We start from the raw sequence: 17,609 nt of genomic DNA on the forward strand, positions 1-17,609 counted from the left end.
GTAAATTGTGGTATTATCAAATAGTGTTTTCATTATATTGAAAAATTAAGGAGGATTGAAATCATCTTGAAAAAATCGATTATTACTCTTATAGGAGCGTCACTTCTACTCAGTACTAGCGCAGGTGTTTACGCAGGTGCGAACTTGGAGGAAATCCAAGCATATTTAAACAATGACCTAAAAGTAAAAGTAAATGGGAAACAGATACAATTGTTAGATGCAGATGGAAGTGTAGTTACTCCTATTACCTTTAACGGAAACACATACTTGCCAGCCAGAGCCATAGCAAACTCCTTGAATGTGGCTGTTGATTATGATGCTGCAACTAGCAGCGTATTATTTGGTGAAAAAGTTGAAGGCACTCCTATTAACGCCGATCAAGTCTTTTATCAAGCTGTTAAAGATCCTAAATTAACACAATACAAAAACAAAGATTATGTCGAAGTTATCAGAGAGATAGGCACATCAGATTCTAACTTCACATTAAAACCTAAGAAAAAGTTCCAAACCCTTTATTTGCAAGTTGCTGCTATTGGAACTGATGTCGATATTAAAATTGTAGATAGTAACTCAAGATTATTAAAACAAGATACTGTAACGGTTGATGATGGTTTGAAAGTGATAGAAGCTACTATCGCAGGACTAGATGAAGTTACTGTGCACTATGCGACTGATAAGGATACAAAAGAAACTGGTGTTTTTATACCACTATCAACCTCATATTATAAGTAATGAATGAAAGAATGAATAAGTGTAAAAAGAAGATTAACATTGGAGTTATATAAACATCAAGTTTTGTTTACGTAAACCGTGAACGATAGTGAAGGAGCTTATCTCGCGGCAGCTCCTCTTTTTGTTCATTCAAGTAACGGTCAGAATAGCTGAATAACTTACCTACTGAGGAAGATAAGCTGAGAGCAGTTGAACGAATGTATAAAGATTAGCCACCTTCGAAGGGTGGTTATTTTATTTGTATTGAAGGGGTTGGGGGTAGTTTACATCAAAATGAAGTTGCCTGAATGAGCACTTACATATTCTGATTACGAAGCTAAATGGCAAATAACCTATGGTCTTTAACTGCCTTTTAAAGTGGTAGTACTTTCTATTTTATTGCGCGGGATTGTTGTCACAATGGCAGCCTATGCGTTTGTTCGTTTAAATTTCAAAGGAAAAAGCGTGCTGCTCTTCCTGTCCCTATCTACATTAGCTATACCCTCTGATACCACAATTGTTGCAAGATACTTATAATATAAGTACTTGCACATGTTAAACACCCATTGGGCGCTTATTATTCCAGCTGTGTTCGATGTGTTCTTTTTATTTCTCTTGAGACAATTTTTTATGGGGGTTCCTAAAGAGATCACAGAAGCGGCAATTATTGATGGCTGCTCACATTATCGTGTTTATTATCGAATTATTCTCCCGCTTGCGGTTCCGGCTTTAATGACAATGGTCATTTTCTCTTTCGTTTACATTTGGAATGATTTTGCGGGTCCATTTATATTTATCTCGAGCCAGAAGCTACAATTGGTAACCGTGGGACTTCAATATTTCACATCGGTTGCGGGAGCTAATTATTCGCTCCAAATGGCGGGGGCTTCCATTGTCGTGCTGTTACCCATCATCCTGTTCACATTCGCTCAAAAGTATTTTATAGAAGGAATTGCTTCGAGTGGAGTTAAGGGTTAGAAATAAAGGATTCTCCCATGACTCTGTGGTATTAATTATGAAACGATATACTGTCTCTTGGAGATAAGGAGTGCTATGCTGACCAAAGAACAAATTCAAATCCGTGATCCGTTCGTACTGGCTGACAAAGATGAAAAGAAATATTATCTCTACGGAACGACGGATAAAAATGTATGGGAAGGAAAAGCGACTGGCTTTGATGTGTATGTGAGCAACGACCTTGACCACTGGGAAGGACCATTCCCCGCTTTTCGGCCGGAAGAAGGCTTCTGGGCGGATCGGCATTACTGGGCGCCTGAAGTGTACCTTTATGATGGCATGTATTTTATGTTTGCTAGCTTTAAGGCGAACGGCAAGTGCAGGGGTACGCAAATTCTTGTATCCGATTATCCGGGTGGGCCCTTCAGGCTTCATTCAGACGGACCTGTTACACCTGAGGATTGGGAATGCTTGGATGGGACGCTGTATGTCGACGAGGCTGGCCATCCTTGGATGATATTTTGCCATGAATGGCTGCAGGTACAGGACGGCGAGATGTGTGCTATTGCATTAAGCAAAGACTTGAAAACCGCTTCCGGAGAGCCGGTGCTTCTATTTCATGCTTCCGATGCGCCGTGGGCTGTTGGGAGCGGGAGGAATCAAAAGAATTACGTAACCGATGGGCCCTTCTTGCATCGAGCGGCAAACGGGGATCTTCTGATGCTGTGGTCAAGCCACGGAGTGAACGGTTATGCGATCGGCATCGCCCGTTCGGCAAGCGGTGACATTAAGGGGCCTTGGGTGCAGGACTGCGAGACGTTATTCGGGCAAGACGGCGGTCACGGCATGTTGTTTACCACGTTCGAGGGGGAATTAATGCTAGCCATTCATAGACCGAATAAGACTCCGAATGAGAGGCCGCTATTTTTGCCAATTACTGAGGAGAACGGCAGGCTAAGCATTCAGCGGCAATTCCGCAATCCGATTGCCCTGCAGAGGGCGGACCCTTGGATTTACAAGCACACGGACGGTTACTATTATTTCACCGCTTCCGTTCCCGAGTTCGACTGTATCGAGCTTAGAAGGGCAAGAACGATTCAGGAGCTTGGGGCCGCCGAACCGACGGTCATTTGGCGAAAACACGTGAAGGGCATAATGAGCGCGCATATCTGGGCGCCTGAAATTCACTATATCGACGGCAAATGGTACATCTATTTTGCCGCCGGAAGCACGGATGAGAACGAGAAGGAAGTATGGCAGCACCGCATGTACGTCCTTGAAAATGATGCGGCCAATCCGCTGGAACCGACATGGGTGGAAAAAGGGCAGCTTCGGACCCATTGGGAGTCCTTCTCATTGGATGCTACAACCTTCGAGCATCGTGGAGTAAGGTATTTGGTTTGGGCGCAGCAGGGCCCTGACACGCAAGGGAATTCCAATCTGTATATCGCCGAGATGTCCGATCCATGGACGATTCGAGACCAGCAGGTCCTGCTTACGAAACCGGAATATGCGTGGGAAACCATAGGCTTCCGGGTGAATGAAGGGGCTGCGGTACTCAAGAAGAACGGCAAAATATTTATCAGCTACTCGGCAAGCGCCACGGACAGCAATTATTGCATGGGGCTGATGACAGCTTTGGACACTAGTGATTTGTTGGACCCGCATTCATGGACCAAATCGCCGGAGCCGGTTTTCCAGACGAGCGAAGAAACCGGACAATACGGCCCGGGCCAAAACTGCTTCACCTTGTCGGAGGACGGATCGACCGATATTCTGGTGTACCATTCCAGAAGCTACAAGCAAATAGTAGGAGATCCGCTGTATGATCCCAACCGTCATACACACGCGCAAGTATTGAATTGGAATGAGGATGGAACTCCGAACTTCGGTATACCTAAATGAGTACCGAGGTGGAATTGTCATAAGTGTGATCATGAAGACCGGGACCCGATTGAGGTGCCGGTTTATTGTTTTGTTTAAGCAGGTGCCCGTAGTTGTTGGTACTTATGAATTCGGTAGCAATATAGGATATCAGAGAGGAAATATCGCGCACTTGCTATTAAAAGAGCAATCAGCTTCCAACGGTAAGGATGATTTTAAAACGTCTTTAAGCCTCCTTGAACAAATATCGAAATTATTAATTTCTTGACACATTGTAGAAGATAGCAATTCGAACGTAAAGAGGACCGTCTTGAGAGAGCCCTCAGAAGGTCCTTTTATGTTGTTAATGGATGTAAAATATATTTTCATCCATTTTTCTAGCTTATTTTATTAATTGCCTCCGAGCCGATTGGGGCTATTTTTATATCAAGGAGATGAGTGTACTCAAATGTTCAAAAAACATTAATCTATCTACTAGGTATATCAACCACACAACAAGCAGTGGTAACAACCTCAACAGGAGTATTAGGAGCGATGTTCCTAGGTATTTTCAAGAAGTTTCTCATGGCTGTGGTAGTTGTGATGGCTCACCAACTCAATTGAAACAAGTCATCTAGGCGTTAAAGAATAAAGGAAATGCTGCAAATGACCTAGGGCAACTAATGGTATCAGGCAAGTCCGTTGATGAATAAGGTAAATTAAAACGTGAGGTGAATAAGCATGAGTGACTTTAAAATGAAATACGAAATTATCCCGCGATATCTAACAGGACCTAGCAAGAGAAGACCTCGCTTGTTGCTGGATCAATGCCGTTTTGTGGTCAGTCACGACACCGGAAACCCTGGATCAACAGCAGCTAGTAATGTCTCATACTATGAGAATAGTCGCAATGAAATGGAAGCATCAGCGCATATCTTTGTGGATGACAAGCAGATCATTGAGTGTATTCCTTTTCTGACAGCTCCACCTGAGAAAGCATGGCATGTGGTCTACGATGTTACGACCGATAATCAAAGGTATGGAGCAGATTCGAACGATGCTGCAGGAGGGATAGAACTCTGTTACGGTGGTAATGTAGATCTATCGGAAGCGTACAAGCGGTATGTGTGGGTGATGGCTTATAGTTGTTGGAAATTCGGTCTTAACTCAGCAACCGCGATTACGGGTCATTATATACTTGATCCTGCACATAAGACAGACCCTATGGATGCTTTTAAATTAATCGGTAAGACATTTAATGAATTTGTAGAAGATGTTATTAATGAATATAACGCATGTGTGATGGAGGAGGACACTATGATTCTCGAACATGACTGGCAATGGCAGATGCTTGGAGATGCGCTGGATGGACTCTACAACAAGGGGATAATTTCGGAATACTCTTGGGTAGAAAAAGCCTATTCTCGAAAGTTAACTCAAACTGAGCTCGCTTGGTTGAATATGATCGTTTACGCAAGGCAAAACGGTGTTCAAGTATAGAAAAGGAACAGTAAAGACGTGAAATTTTATGAAAGAGAGGTGCAACATAATGTACTTGAAAAATCATGCACTGTGAAATTATCAATGCCAAATACCCACCTTATTCTGCAGTTGGTGATGGTATTGCCGATGATACAATATCGCTGCAAGCCGCATTTAATGATGGTGTTCTGAAGAATGTACCTATATTTATTCCAGCCGGGACTTATCGAACAACAGCTGGTATTAACGTCATAAGCAATAACGTCATGATCTATGGTGCAGGTGGGAATCTCACGAAGATAAAGCCGGACGCCTATACGTATGATTGTTTGACGATAGGGCCGGGAGCATCAGGGAGCGGTATTAACCCTTCTGGATATATTCGCGAGATTGATTTTGAAGGTACCACAAGTTGGATTACAGGAACAACGGCAGCCCTTAAGCTCGATGGTATGCGACAGTTTGAAGTGAAAAACGTAACTGTTCAAAGGATGCCGATCTCATTCGATTTAGTAAATAAATGCTACGGCTCCATGTTCGTTAATTGCCGATCTAATCTTGGAGGACTCCCACTTAACCTCAGAACAGGTCTACAAAGTGGAAGTGACCTATCATTCCTTAACTGTTGGTTCCGAGGGAAAGACGGATCAGTATGGGTCGCTCCAGATGCAGGAGGATTCCACTTTAACCACGGACAATTAACGGGTGGAGACAATCAGGGAGCGGACAATGACGCTATAGGAGTTATTGTTTTAGGGAAGGATTACTTGACGGGTGCTGTCGGGAACGTAGCGAACATTGACTTTAATGGAATCGACTTCGAAGGATCGAAGTACATACATCAAATTAGAGCATACGGCCAAGCTATTTTAACGATAAGCAATTCAAGCTTCCTGTCTACGGCAAGCGCAACAGCCGCAGAGAAACCATTAGGGATAATCAAAACTACCAATGGTTTACAATCAAGAATTACTTTATTAAACAACGCGGTTTCCGGGGTATGGAAAGCGGCCAAAGCAATCGACGTCACTGGACAGGGCAGTGTACTAAACATTTTTGAAGCGGGTACAGCGATGGTTAACGGGACGGTTACATTTAATGATGTGACGAATCCGGACAGTGTTGGATTACTCGAACAGTCTAAGAACACGATGGGCACGGCCTTTTTCAGAAGCAGCTCATTTAATAAGATGCTTATGGGCGGCATGATGATAAGAGCCTCTATTCTTGGCAAGTTTGAAGTGTCTTATGATTGGGGTTTAACATGGGTTCCATCTATGCAGATCCTAAGTGGAACAACCGCTGCACGTCCTACGACCAATCTGTATCCGTGGCAGTTTTATGGAGACTCAACTCTAGGCAAACCGATCTGGAGAAATGCGGCAAACACCGCGTGGATCGATGCTACGGGTGCTACAGTCTAGATTGATTTATTTACAGACAGATTCATAAGGACATTCTGCTAAGGAAGGGGAATACACTTGGCTGAAGAAGTAGTTAAGGCTTTCCTCGATGGTTCCCCTTCATTTCCGGCAAGCAAGTCCCGCCTACGATGACAATTATACCCGCGACGTTCATATCCATTGTTGTCTTTATATCAGGTCTGATGTATAACCGCCTTTTGATAAAAGGAGCTTTTCCAGAAGGGAATATAGTTACCTATGCTCCTGAGCTTACATGGCCAATCTGGGGGTTGGCGCTTGGCTTGGCTATTTGCGCCTATCATCTAAGGCGGAAGGGGAGATGCGGACATTGCGTGAGGGAAGTAAGTGATATCCATGTACCAATTAAGGAGCCACGGGGTAGTGGATTTAATATTCATTCTTAGAGGTTGAATTAGCTGAAGACCAAATTAAAACAAACATTATTCAAAACTCTGGTGACATTCATTTTAAAAAAAGGGTGAAGCGCCCGCATATAGAATAATGAAATTTTTAAATAATTTAGGAGACGATGGAATGATCAAAGCCGAGTGGGACAGATGTCGGTTTCTTAGATTGATTTAAATCAGGATTAGGTTAATCTTATCGGTTTACAACGCAGAATTCCATTTAATATCCTTTACGCTTGCGAAACATCCGAAAGACGGCAAAAATAAAGATGATCCATAACGCGAAGCTGAGCAGTGAGAGCAATGGAAAACCGAGCGAAAAACCAGCGAACGGATTGAACAGCGATCCTAGGATTGTCCCCAGTGCCAATCCCCCAAACATTCCGCCGAAAAATCCACCGAAACCGGTTCGAGGTGCGGGTATCGTTCTTGGAGGAGTAGGATTGCGAGCCGCATTATCCGGTCTCGTCGGAGCAGTACGGCCGGGGGTGCCGATTCCGGGATCATAGCTTCCTCTGGGCGAACGAATTCCGCCGCGTTTATAAGGCTTTATCGTGTCCTTCTGCTCCAATTCCCCTTGCTTTTCATATGACTCACCATAAATTTCCACCGTCGAAATTCCAAAAACCACAGGAAACAACAAGAGCATTATCATGATTTTTCTCATTTACTTGTTCACACCTCCATTAGTAGCGTACCCCAACCTATAAAGAACATTCAGATGTTTCAGGGGTGAACGCCGTGACATGGTCTCATTAGCTGTGATTGAAAACCGTGTCAATGGTTAAATTAATGAAAAACCGGGATGGAGGGCGAATTTATGAGTAAATCGTTCCTGAAGGGATATAACGAAAAACGGGATTTCCGGAAAACAAGTGAGCCTAGGGGACGGGTACTGGGAGCAGACAACGAAACGTTCGTCATTCAAAAACATGACGCAACCACGCTTCATTACGATTTCCGAATCGCTCTTAATGGTGTATTAAAATCGTGGGCGATTCCGAAAGGCCCTTCCACAAATCCACGGGATAGAAGGCTGGCCATTCGAACGGAAGATCATCCTTTGGCGTATGCGGATTTTGAAGGAGTTATTCCTGCTGGCGAGTATGGGGGAGGAACGGTGATTGTGTGGGATAAAGGAACGTTTCACAGCTTAAAAGACCCTGGTGATTCCTCTTTGCTGCATCAGCTTGAGCAGGAAGGGCACATCGCGATCTGGCTTGAAGGAAAGAAACTCAAAGGAGGTTACGCACTGACGAGAACTGGTGGTAGTCAGTGGCTCTTCGTCAAAATGCGTGACAAGGAAGCCGATGCGAGTCGAGATCCGCTAAATACACAACCCGAGTCGGTACTGTCAGGTTTGACGATTGAAGAAGTAAGGGAGTCGTACTTTTTTACTCCTTTGATGTAGTAAAAGGACTTGGAGTGAAAAGAAATCGAAATTTTTGAGAGTTTGCAGAAAACTACTACCACTGTTGATAAAGCTAATGGATACGATAGAGAGGAAGCTTGTCTCGCGGCAACTTCTTTATTTGTTCATTCAAGTAACGGGTAAGTTAACGGGGAATCGATATATGGTATTTTATAGCGTAACCAAGTTAAAGTTCGTGTGTTAGTATGACAGTGTTCCAAATATACAGCGCTATCCTGCTACTGGGGTCAACATTTATTAGTGAAGTAAGCATAAAAATAAAATATCCTTATAGGACTAAAAATGAGTAACCTCTCATTTTATTAAAGTCAACTTCAACAAATAATCGAAGGCAGCCGCCCAGAAGGGATTGGCTGCCTTTTTTGATATTAACGTGTTAAACTTGGGTGGTTTTTATGATTTGAACCATACAATGCAGCTTAAGCTAACGCAGAACGATAGCTAAATAAATACACGAAGGCAGCCGGTCAAAAGTGGGCAAGGGCCGTAAGGTAGGAATTGGTCTTGGGATCGAAGGCAACCAACGTAACGCATTACTTATTAATGAAGAAAGTAAAATTACTGGATTAAACAATTTCGGCTTAATGACTATGTATGGTGATTACTTATTTGATGTTGCTACAGGTTGGGTATTATTTGATATGTATGATGAATTGAAGGCAAATATATTGGAAAGATACCTTAACTTAATTATTAATACCCTAGGTGAAGAAGTGAAAACTCTATTTTTATTCCTCTTCCGCGGTGTATAATGATTCTCGAGGCATTAGCCTCGGATAAGGTCGTACTTTTTCCTTTGTTATGAAGAAGAGCAGCGAAAAGCTGTTTAAGATGTTGCGGAGTAAGGAGTTTAACATGCCTAAAAAAATTGCCCCTGCTTTTTATTTTATTGGTAACCATCCGGTCTTGGATTTTATAAACACGAAAATTGTTGTTGATGGAAAGCCTGTAGATTTACTGGAGAATTTTTCGGATGTACTGGCCTGGTTACCCAAAGCGGATCTTCTTAGTAAAGAAGAAACAGAGGAATATGAACAACGATGGGGGAGTGGCGGACAAGGAGAACCGGTCGTGACGGCTGCCAGAGCGCTCAGAAGCAGTTTGTTGGCGATGATTCAAAAACGTAAGGAAGAGGACAAGGCTTCAGAGGAAGATATGGAGCACATCAATAGCCTTCTTACGGATCAGGTCATTACAACTAGGCTGGTTAGAAGGGATAACCGATTTGCCAGTGAAAGACATGTTAAGATCCATAAGCCGATCGATCTTCTCATCCCCATTGCAGAGGCGGCAATCGTTTTTTTCAGTCATTACGATCTTCATCTCGTAAAGAAGTGCGAGAATCCGGATTGTGTGCTTCACTTTTATGACAACAGCAAAAACAACACCCGCCGATGGTGCAGCCAAAAAACGTGCGGCAACCGAATGAAGGTGGCGGCTTTCTTGGAAAGGCGTCGAAATCAATAACGTATGAGTCTTAGATTTATTTCTAAGGCTCATTTTTTTGCTTTATTTTTAATAATACCCAAAAATAATGTTTGAAGGTTAAATAAATTAATGTATAATACCCGTATGACCTTTATGAAGGTTAAAAGGAGGTGAGAAAAAATGAGCGGCGTGTACCATACAGGAGAATTGACTGTACAAAAACTAGCTGGTGCGGATATCGTTGCACAACATAACGGTACGAACATAAAGCCTACTATTTTCAAAGGGGCGATGCCATTTCTAAGGACGCAATCACTCATCATAGCGTCATCCGTTGATCGGGATGGAAGAGTATGGAGTTCGTTTCTAACGGGCGAACCGGGATTTATCGACGTAAAGTCTGAGGCAGCTTTAACCATAACATCCAGCCCTGTTACGAGCGATCCCTTGGTCGGGAATTTGTTATCGAGCCCTGAGATCGGCTTGCTGGCGATTGATTTCAACAGAAGGATTCGAATGAGGATTAACGGAAAGGGAGAATTCGATGCGGATCGACGATTGGCAGTATCAACGGAGCAAGTGTATGCAAACTGCCCGAAGTACATACAGAAAAGATCGTTGCAGCCAAGTGGCGGTTTCCATAGAACTCAGATGTCCGCGCATCGAGGATATCATGTAAGTCCAGAACAACAAGAGTGGATTCGCAATGCGGACACGTTCTTTATTGGGAGTATCAGCTCGGAAGGGAACGCGGATGCTTCCCACCGGGGAGGAGCTCCCGGATTTGTAAAGGTTGTCGATGAAAACACGCTGCTTTTTCCAGATTATTTCGGCAACTCTATGTTTAATACCCTCGGGAATATTTATAGCAATCCGAGCACCGGTCTTTTATTTATTGATTTTGATGCCGGCCACTCCTTGCAGCTAACCGGACGATCCCAAATCATATGGGATGAGAACGAAATTTCCCGTTTCTCGGGGGCGGAACGGTTGGTTCGATTTGAGATCGATGAGGTTCTGTATACGGAAAACGGCACGCCAATCCGTTGGGATTTTATCGAGTTTTCCTCTGCAAATCCAACGTTGCAGCGTAATAATTAAAATTTGAGGAGGAATTGAAGATGGCAACAGTAAACAAGTATGTGATTATCGTTCAAGCGAATCAACAGGATGTAGGCAAAGCGGTTCATGGATTATTGTATGGACAAGAGCTGCATGATGAGGGCTTTGAAGTAGAAATCCTTTTTGACGGGGCTGGGACTGAATGGCCAAATGAACTCAGTAAGGCGGATCATCCTTTTAACGCGTTATATAAGCAAGTTATGAAGTCGGGGATCATTAAAGGCGGATGCCAAGCTTGTTCTGGATTCCACGAAATTGAAGAGGAAATCCAAGAAGCAGGGGTCTCACTGATTGGTAATGAAAAGACCGGAGGACATATTCCATTTGTTCAATATATAAAAGACGGATTTTTCCCCATTATTCTTTAAGCACAGAATCGGGTATAAGACATATAGCAGGCCGCATCGGTGGCCTGCTTTTATACTGCTTGATCCCGGAGCCGCGGACACTAACTTTCGATCAGATTCTGACACCCAAAAACATCTGTGCATAGAAGAGTGGAGATACTTTATTCGGGAATTGAATGCCGATATTATATCCCTAGATAATGAAACTCCGTTTGATTCACGGAAGTTAATCCGCTTAAATTGCGGTTTTTTTTATTTATGAGATAAAGCCATGTTAAATTCACAGGAATTCTTCTTAAATGACCAGTCGCTCAACTAGCGGGCAGCTTAGTTTAATAGATATATGGTAATATTAGGATAACGGTAACTAGATGGGGGGAATTTTATGAAACACCTTATTATTGGAGTTACGGGAATTTTAACGGGAATTATTTTATTTGAATGACCTTGATTTCTGTTTCCTATAGGGCCTAAGAAATAGTATTTTATCAAAAAAGGAGCGCCTCAGTATGATGGGCTTGTCAGGGGATTTATAACCCAACACCATCAGTGAGGCGCTCTTACTATGAATTTAACAATCAGACGGACAAAATCAACACATTGAGAAGAAGAACACAATCTTTGACTAGCTGAGGACATCTGTCCTTCCCCAAGTACCTGAATTATTATTTAATAATGGATAAGTCCAAATGAAGGAGAGAGAAAACTTGAGAGGGATTGTATTTGCCTTTTTAGGCGGAGCCTGTATTACACTGCAAGGAGTAGCCAATTTCCGGATTAGTCAGGATATTGGCACCCGACAAGCGGCAACAATTATCCAGTTTAAATTGGAGAATATTTCTTTTAAATACAAATATCTGAGGAAGTGGTCTCTATGAACTGGGTAAATCGACGAAGATTTGAGCCGATACGCTCATTCTGACCAATCCCTGCAGTCAATCAATTGGACTGGTATATTAAGGGCAGGATAGTGAAAAAAGAAAATGCGAATGTAGCAACTTTCTAAAAATATTTCGTTTAATATATTCATGAGAAGGAGGTTATTATGTTTATGAAACGTTATGTTTTAGTAAGTTTATTAGTCATAATAATTACACTTGTTGGATGTCAAAGTAATATAGAGACGATACCAAATGCTAAGATGTTCAGTATTAATGTTGATGCTCCTAAAGATTTACAAGCGGATGAACTTTTTATTGTAAAAGGTACTTTGGTTAATAATTCCGACAGTTCATGGGAAGTAGAACATGGTGCAGATATGTTCACTTATGTTGTTTATCATAATGGTGAACCTGTTCTGCAAGATGTAAAGTTACGAGTCGTTAATGACATCGGATTAATGATGTCTTTGAAGCCAGATGCGACATATAAATACGATGGAGAAGGGCATGTTAATCCAAAAAATAACGAATTCATATTACAAGCAGGAAACTATGATGTCGTTTCAAAGGCAAAATTCAGAATTAAACATGTTGATAAATACTATGAATTTGAAATCGAATCACAGCCTCTTAAAATCAAAGTTTCATAAAGCATTGTATTAAACTACCCTGAAAGTAGTCGACCAAGAATCTAATTTTCATTCATCTGTGGTGCCCTGCGAGGGGCATGGATGGCTAACGAGGAACGATAGTGAAGGAGCTTGTCTCGTGGCATCTCCTTTTTTTGTTCATTAAAGTAACGGGCAACATAGCTCAATAAATCCCCTTGTTATAATAACAAAATATTATAATATGGATATAAAATTGAAAATATTTTCTGCTGACGACACGTTTTAATACTGATGGACTCATTTATACGTTGTTTAATAAGAGGAATGGTGAAAATGAAGCGTATTATCGGAATAATTTCGTTATGTGCGATTATACTTAGCGGGTGTAAAGAGAATAGCAATATTTATTCGGGTATTGAGAAAAATGACATTGAAGATATATCTAATTCGAAAAATATAGAGTTTGTTTACGAATACAAAGGGCATACCGATCATTGGGCAGCAACTTATCACGTATACAAGAGTAAAAATAATGTCGATGAACACACTTCGAGACTTGTTTTAAAGTATATTGGAAAGCAGCCAGAACCAACAGGAGAATTAAGGTATGCTTATGAAACTGAAGGTGGAGGAAGTGGAAATGGAACTTTGCCAGGTGATATGTCGGAAGCTGGAATTTATTATCTAGGTCATTCTGGAGGCAATGGCTCTATAGCAGCCCAAAATTCCTTGGTTAAGGTGCAGGTAGCTTGGAATGGAAATACAGAATCATTTGAACTAAAGCCCGAGATTAGTCGTTAACCTTAACTGAAAAAATGGGTTCGCTTTAGGAGGATTACCCTGGGAGAAGAGGGAATATTCGTATATGTTCCGCGTTATTCAGACTGTCATGCTCTCGAGACTTGCTTTTTCGGAGTTGGAATAGGTGAAGGTACGGCTTTCTCGATATCGATCGAGATGAATATTTCTAACAAACTGATGATCGATCCTCTGGAATGACTAAATAAACGTAATAACAGAAAGTGGGGGGAAATAGATTCATGATCTCTAGAAGACAGTTTGTTAAAAGATTGCTTGTAGCCGCGTTCGCATTAACCGGTGGCGGTGCTCTGATCATGCAAACCCTAAAGGGCGGAGAGACGAACAGAGCGGTAGCCGAAGCCTCGGCGCAGAAAGCAATCCCGCAAGGATCCTTAAAACCGGAAACGGTCGGCAGTAATCGGCTATTGCTATCCTTTTTCCTTCTCAGCGATGCACATATTTCCAACGGAGTCTCTACTATGACCGATAAGCTACATTCGGCTTTGAAAGATATCAGTAGCTTCGAATTGCCGGTAGATACGATTGTTTTCGGAGGGGATGTCACGGACATTGGTCGGGAACAGGATTACAAGCTGCTTCGAAAAATATTGAACGACTACAAACTGCCGCCACTTTATGCAAATATGGGCAATCACGACTATTACGGCATTTGGATCAACAGTAAGGGCGAATGGTCCACCGAAACGAAGCCCAATGGGAACACTGATGCGATGGCCCGTGAACGCTTCATGAAGTTTTTCGGCTACAAGGATAAGCCTTATAAGGATGTCTGGATCAATGATGTTCATTTAATTATGATGTCTCAGGAGACATATGTGGAGGAAAAACCGGAGGTAGGGGAGGGCGCTTGGTATTCGGATGAGCAGCTAGCCTGGCTCGAGAATATTATGAAAGCCCATGAGGACGGAAAGCCCGCCTTCGTCTTTATACATCAGCCGCTGCCGGCGCCGGATATGGACGGGAGAACGCACCAGTTGATCAGGGCGAAGGAGTTTCGAGCAATCTTGAAGCCCTATAAGAATGTTTTTGTGCTGTCCGGGCACACCCATCGTAACTTCGCGACAGAAAATCACTATAATACACAGAACTCATTTCACTGGTTCAATAATGCCTCCGTCGGCAAAACACGCAATGCTAACAATCCGAATATAGCCCAAGGCATGTACGTTCAGATCTACAACAACGAAGTAGTTGTTCGTGGCCGAGAATTTTCCAATCAGACCTGGATCGAATCAGCAAAATACACCGTACCTATAATCTGACGCAAAGGAAGCTTAGTCCTATGCCTAGAAATCGTAGGGTTTAAGTTTTTTCAGTTACAGTTACCTTATATTGATGAAGAGCAAAAACAATGATAAATAGAATCTTATAATTTCCAGTCGGGTCTATTAAGTACGGTGTTGGACCACGATGAGAACGGGAATCTAATCCGAAAAGCTGGTGTAATGGCTATCGTGCTAACTGGGGGAGAAGTTCGAGTTGGGGACCTTGCTCAGTGAAATTCCTATGGGTGATCAGCTTCAAAGATCTATCAAGAGTCTTGGCCCAATCTGTACGGCAGCTATTCTTTCAGGTGCCGGTGATCTTAGCCAAGAGGTGCTTCCGAGCAACATCAAGACGCTGGCGGAGACAGGAACACGCTGGATTTCGGTTGGTAATGGGGAAGGCTGTTTCAGAAGTGGCTTAGCTGCTACTGAGACAGCCTTCTTTTGGCGACAACAATCGACATTTTTCCTAGCAACCTATTCTCTATCACGAGGGGAGATGGTACAATTTAGGTATCATTTTAGATCGAAAGCAGGAATGGCATAATGATGCAAACACAACACGCAGGAAAGACTCACGCCGTACAAAATCAGACGGTCACTACCAGTCCGCAGGAAGCGTACCAACAGAAGACGTCTGAACAGGACTTCCTGACAGGAAGCGCTGTTCAAAGGAAGAAAATGAGTGTTCAATCGTTGAGCCCCGCTCATCTGATGCACCTTCAACGCACCATCGGCAACCGCTCGGTCAGCGCATTGTTCAATCAAAGCACACCGAGGACTGGCGATGCGAGTACGAACACTGACATTCAAAGACGCGAGACCGCAGAATCCATACAACCGCAGTCGGAGAGCTCGCAGCAGACGCTCAGCAGCAAGCCGGAGAGCTCATCTTCCGTGCCTGGTATTCAGCGCAAGGTGTACATCAAACGCACACTGCTCCCCGGGTACCGCAATAAGACGAAATCCAGCCATGGAAGTGAAGGCAAAGGGCAGCGAAACGTCGATTCGATGATGAGTGACGAGAAATCGCGCTATTTTGACAGCAAAGAGGGAAATGACCCAGTACGCCGCAGGCACCACCGATAAAGTCGGCTATGTCGAGAAAACGAATACCTGGATTCGGATTCCGAGCGAGCTGACGGTGATTGGCGAAGACCACACGGAAACAACGATTGCTGACGTCGTAAAGGCTGTAGGTACGGATAAGTTTATGTATGAGGGGTTCACCGAGCATCCGCCTGAGGCAAGCGATAATCCGGAGCTGGAGCTGGCTATGCAGAACCGAGACGCTCAAGTTACCGATAAATTCGGCGGTGTTGGCGTCGGCCCAGAAAGTAAAAGTCACAGAAGCGAAAGCTTTTATCCTAAGATCGTAAGGGCTTTGCAAGGCGTTACCGTCAACGAACCTTTTTACGAAGTACAAGGATCACCGACGGAAATTACCTATTTAGCCATGGCGATCCGTTTGGCGTCAAGTGCCCAAGAGGGCTCCGCTCTTTATCAGACCTATATGGCCAACGAAGAGATGTGGAAACAAACGGCGGCAACGGCAAGTAGCGCAAGCATGTATAAGACACCGCTCGTTACCGCGATGAAACAGGCAGGCAGCAGCCAACTGTTTACGGATTTTATCAGAGATTTATCCGAATACGCATACAGCAAAATTCAACAGGAACAAGCTGCTGCGCCGGCTAAAGATAAAGATGCCTTCGCAGAGAACTGGCATGTTGCCAAAGATGATTACGATAAAGATGGCTCGGATATTATGAAAGCGGAAAAAGCCCGTGATTTCTCGATGTATCAGCATATCAAGAAAGCCCAGAGTGACGGGTACCTGCTGTATGGACTTGGCGACATGCATTTACAGCGACTCAAGGAACTTCTGGATGCGCAAGGCATCAAGAATGAGAATATGGACAAATTTATAAGTAAGCAGGCAACGGATCATCCGCAAACTTAAGCGGTTAGCCCATTTCAGACATCATCTCCACTTCGCTTGTAGCCCAAATGGGACAACACCTCATGCCGCACGGGAGACTCCTTTTTGGACGAAAGAAAGTATAACGAGATCAGAATATCTAAGAACGAAATTCTTCTGGTCGTTAAATCGCGACAATAGTCGCTTATGACTCAGTGGCCCCTAAAAATCTGGGGCCAGCAGACGTTACCGTTGCCATGATCCGTGAAGACTGGCTGGAGAACGCATCGAAGCTAAAATGGGTAGTGAATAAAAGTGGGGTAGAGCAATAAGAATAGCTTAATGGCGTGATTGATGCTAACGGCTTTGAAGGTTTGGCTGGTCATCAAAGTGTAGGGGGGCTGCACGCTCCGTTTCTTTTAGGAGATCTGCACCAAATGGATGATCTACAATATACTGCCAACTTTCATCAAGCTGCTTTCTTACAATTTCTGAGGTATGGCCTTGAATTTGTAACGGGCTTCCATCTTCTCCAACGGTTTCGAGGATAAAGTGTGCTCGAAGCAAAGCGATGTTTTCAAATGTTATGCAGTAAATATTTTTGGATACCATTGTGCCTTTAAATCGTAATAGTTCCTCAAGGGTTTTACGAATCGGTTCAAGTCCTTCATCCTTATTGCCGGTCAGATTAATCAGAATGCCACCTGGTTCATATAAAGCAAGTAAGTTGTCTATGTCGCCGGAATTATAAGCTTGAGCAAATGCAGCATTCATATCTTCCGGATTCATGACTGAGTTTCTTGAAATGGGGGATTTCATAAGATCACTTCTTTCTGTATGATGTATACAGTTGTTAGCATATCTGATTTCTCACAATAATTTAAGTACGCAGAAAATAGTTACATAGTCATAAAAACTTAACCAATGGAGGTAAAT

18 protein-coding genes and 2 pseudogenes are annotated in these 17,609 nt (G+C 43.1%); 18 read left to right on the forward strand and 2 right to left on the reverse strand.

The window, feature by feature from the left end:
- The first annotated feature begins 66 nt into the window (after window positions 1–66).
- From QFZ80_RS14285 to QFZ80_RS14310, 6 genes and pseudogenes are all read left to right on the forward strand, one after another.
- Window positions 67–732 (forward strand): stalk domain-containing protein, encoded by a 666-nt coding sequence (locus QFZ80_RS14285; RefSeq protein WP_307546014.1) that lies wholly within the window; start codon window positions 67–69, stop codon window positions 730–732.
- Between the two features lie 531 nt (window positions 733–1,263).
- Window positions 1,264–1,689 carry a carbohydrate ABC transporter permease gene (locus QFZ80_RS14290; RefSeq protein WP_307559521.1) on the forward strand — a complete coding sequence of 142 codons (426 nt, stop codon included), beginning with the start codon at window positions 1,264–1,266 and terminating at the stop codon, window positions 1,687–1,689.
- A gap of 75 nt (window positions 1,690–1,764) precedes the next feature.
- Window positions 1,765–2,559, forward strand: a pseudogene (locus QFZ80_RS14295) (glycoside hydrolase family 43 protein); the annotation flags it as partial.
- Between the two features lie 69 nt (window positions 2,560–2,628).
- Window positions 2,629–3,573, forward strand: a complete 945-nt coding sequence (locus QFZ80_RS14300; protein ID WP_307564118.1) for a glycoside hydrolase family 43 protein — start codon at window positions 2,629–2,631, stop codon at window positions 3,571–3,573.
- A gap of 699 nt (window positions 3,574–4,272) precedes the next feature.
- A complete protein-coding gene (locus QFZ80_RS14305; RefSeq protein ID WP_307559523.1) occupies window positions 4,273–5,031 on the forward strand; it encodes a peptidoglycan recognition protein family protein in 759 nt (252 codons plus the stop codon).
- 65 nt (window positions 5,032–5,096) lie between these two features.
- Window positions 5,097–6,437 carry a glycosyl hydrolase family 28-related protein gene (locus QFZ80_RS14310; RefSeq protein WP_307559525.1) on the forward strand — a complete coding sequence of 447 codons (1,341 nt, stop codon included), beginning with the start codon at window positions 5,097–5,099 and terminating at the stop codon, window positions 6,435–6,437.
- Between the two features lie 627 nt (window positions 6,438–7,064).
- Here QFZ80_RS14310 and QFZ80_RS14315 read toward each other — a convergent pair.
- Window positions 7,065–7,511: a hypothetical protein gene (locus QFZ80_RS14315; protein WP_307559527.1), complete on the reverse strand. Its 447-nt coding sequence runs from the start codon at window positions 7,509–7,511 to the stop codon at window positions 7,065–7,067.
- Window positions 7,512–7,664: 153 nt separating this feature from the next.
- On the opposite strand from QFZ80_RS14315, the gene QFZ80_RS14320 reads away from it, so the two are divergent.
- From QFZ80_RS14320 to QFZ80_RS14375, 12 genes and pseudogenes are all read left to right on the forward strand, one after another.
- On the forward strand, window positions 7,665–8,255 hold the full coding sequence (locus QFZ80_RS14320) for a DNA polymerase ligase N-terminal domain-containing protein (protein ID WP_307546009.1): 591 nt from the start codon (window positions 7,665–7,667) through the stop codon (window positions 8,253–8,255).
- A gap of 494 nt (window positions 8,256–8,749) precedes the next feature.
- On the forward strand, window positions 8,750–9,028 hold the full coding sequence (locus tag QFZ80_RS14325) for a hypothetical protein (RefSeq protein ID WP_307546008.1): 279 nt from the start codon (window positions 8,750–8,752) through the stop codon (window positions 9,026–9,028).
- A gap of 103 nt (window positions 9,029–9,131) precedes the next feature.
- Window positions 9,132–9,743 carry a CGNR zinc finger domain-containing protein gene (locus QFZ80_RS14330; protein ID WP_307546007.1) on the forward strand — a complete coding sequence of 204 codons (612 nt, stop codon included), beginning with the start codon at window positions 9,132–9,134 and terminating at the stop codon, window positions 9,741–9,743.
- Between the two features lie 141 nt (window positions 9,744–9,884).
- Entirely contained in the window at window positions 9,885–10,805 is a 921-nt protein-coding gene (locus QFZ80_RS14335) for a pyridoxamine 5'-phosphate oxidase family protein (RefSeq protein ID WP_307559529.1), read from the forward strand.
- 20 nt (window positions 10,806–10,825) lie between these two features.
- Window positions 10,826–11,194, forward strand: coding sequence for a hypothetical protein (locus QFZ80_RS14340; protein WP_307546005.1), 369 nt, complete (start codon window positions 10,826–10,828; stop codon window positions 11,192–11,194).
- A 686-nt stretch (window positions 11,195–11,880) separates the two neighbouring features.
- Window positions 11,881–11,994, forward strand: a pseudogene (locus QFZ80_RS14345) (DMT family transporter); the annotation flags it as partial.
- Window positions 11,995–12,224: 230 nt separating this feature from the next.
- A complete protein-coding gene (locus QFZ80_RS14350; protein ID WP_307559531.1) occupies window positions 12,225–12,704 on the forward strand; it encodes a hypothetical protein in 480 nt (159 codons plus the stop codon).
- A 294-nt stretch (window positions 12,705–12,998) separates the two neighbouring features.
- On the forward strand, window positions 12,999–13,466 hold the full coding sequence (locus tag QFZ80_RS14355) for a hypothetical protein (RefSeq protein WP_307546003.1): 468 nt from the start codon (window positions 12,999–13,001) through the stop codon (window positions 13,464–13,466).
- 239 nt (window positions 13,467–13,705) lie between these two features.
- Complete coding sequence (locus QFZ80_RS14360; protein WP_307559533.1) at window positions 13,706–14,749, forward strand: metallophosphoesterase family protein; 1,044 nt, start codon at window positions 13,706–13,708, stop codon at window positions 14,747–14,749.
- Window positions 14,750–14,966: 217 nt separating this feature from the next.
- Window positions 14,967–15,299, forward strand: coding sequence for a hypothetical protein (locus tag QFZ80_RS14365; protein WP_307559535.1), 333 nt, complete (start codon window positions 14,967–14,969; stop codon window positions 15,297–15,299).
- The gene (locus tag QFZ80_RS14370) at window positions 15,299–15,841 is read left to right on the forward strand and encodes a hypothetical protein (protein WP_307559537.1); all 543 of its coding nucleotides are present in this window, start codon (window positions 15,299–15,301) and stop codon (window positions 15,839–15,841) included. The genes QFZ80_RS14365 and QFZ80_RS14370 overlap by 1 nt, the downstream gene beginning before the upstream one ends.
- Window positions 15,792–16,715 (forward strand): hypothetical protein, encoded by a 924-nt coding sequence (locus QFZ80_RS14375; protein ID WP_307559539.1) that lies wholly within the window; start codon window positions 15,792–15,794, stop codon window positions 16,713–16,715. The genes QFZ80_RS14370 and QFZ80_RS14375 overlap by 50 nt, the downstream gene beginning before the upstream one ends.
- A gap of 315 nt (window positions 16,716–17,030) precedes the next feature.
- Here the strand turns inward: QFZ80_RS14375 and QFZ80_RS14380 are convergent, their stop codons facing one another.
- Window positions 17,031–17,462 (reverse strand): YybH family protein, encoded by a 432-nt coding sequence (locus QFZ80_RS14380; protein WP_307559541.1) that lies wholly within the window; start codon window positions 17,460–17,462, stop codon window positions 17,031–17,033.
- Between the last annotated feature and the right edge of the window lie 147 nt (window positions 17,463–17,609).

Source organism: Paenibacillus sp. V4I7 (genome assembly GCF_030817275.1).
Taxonomy (GTDB): domain Bacteria; phylum Bacillota; class Bacilli; order Paenibacillales; family NBRC-103111; genus Paenibacillus_E.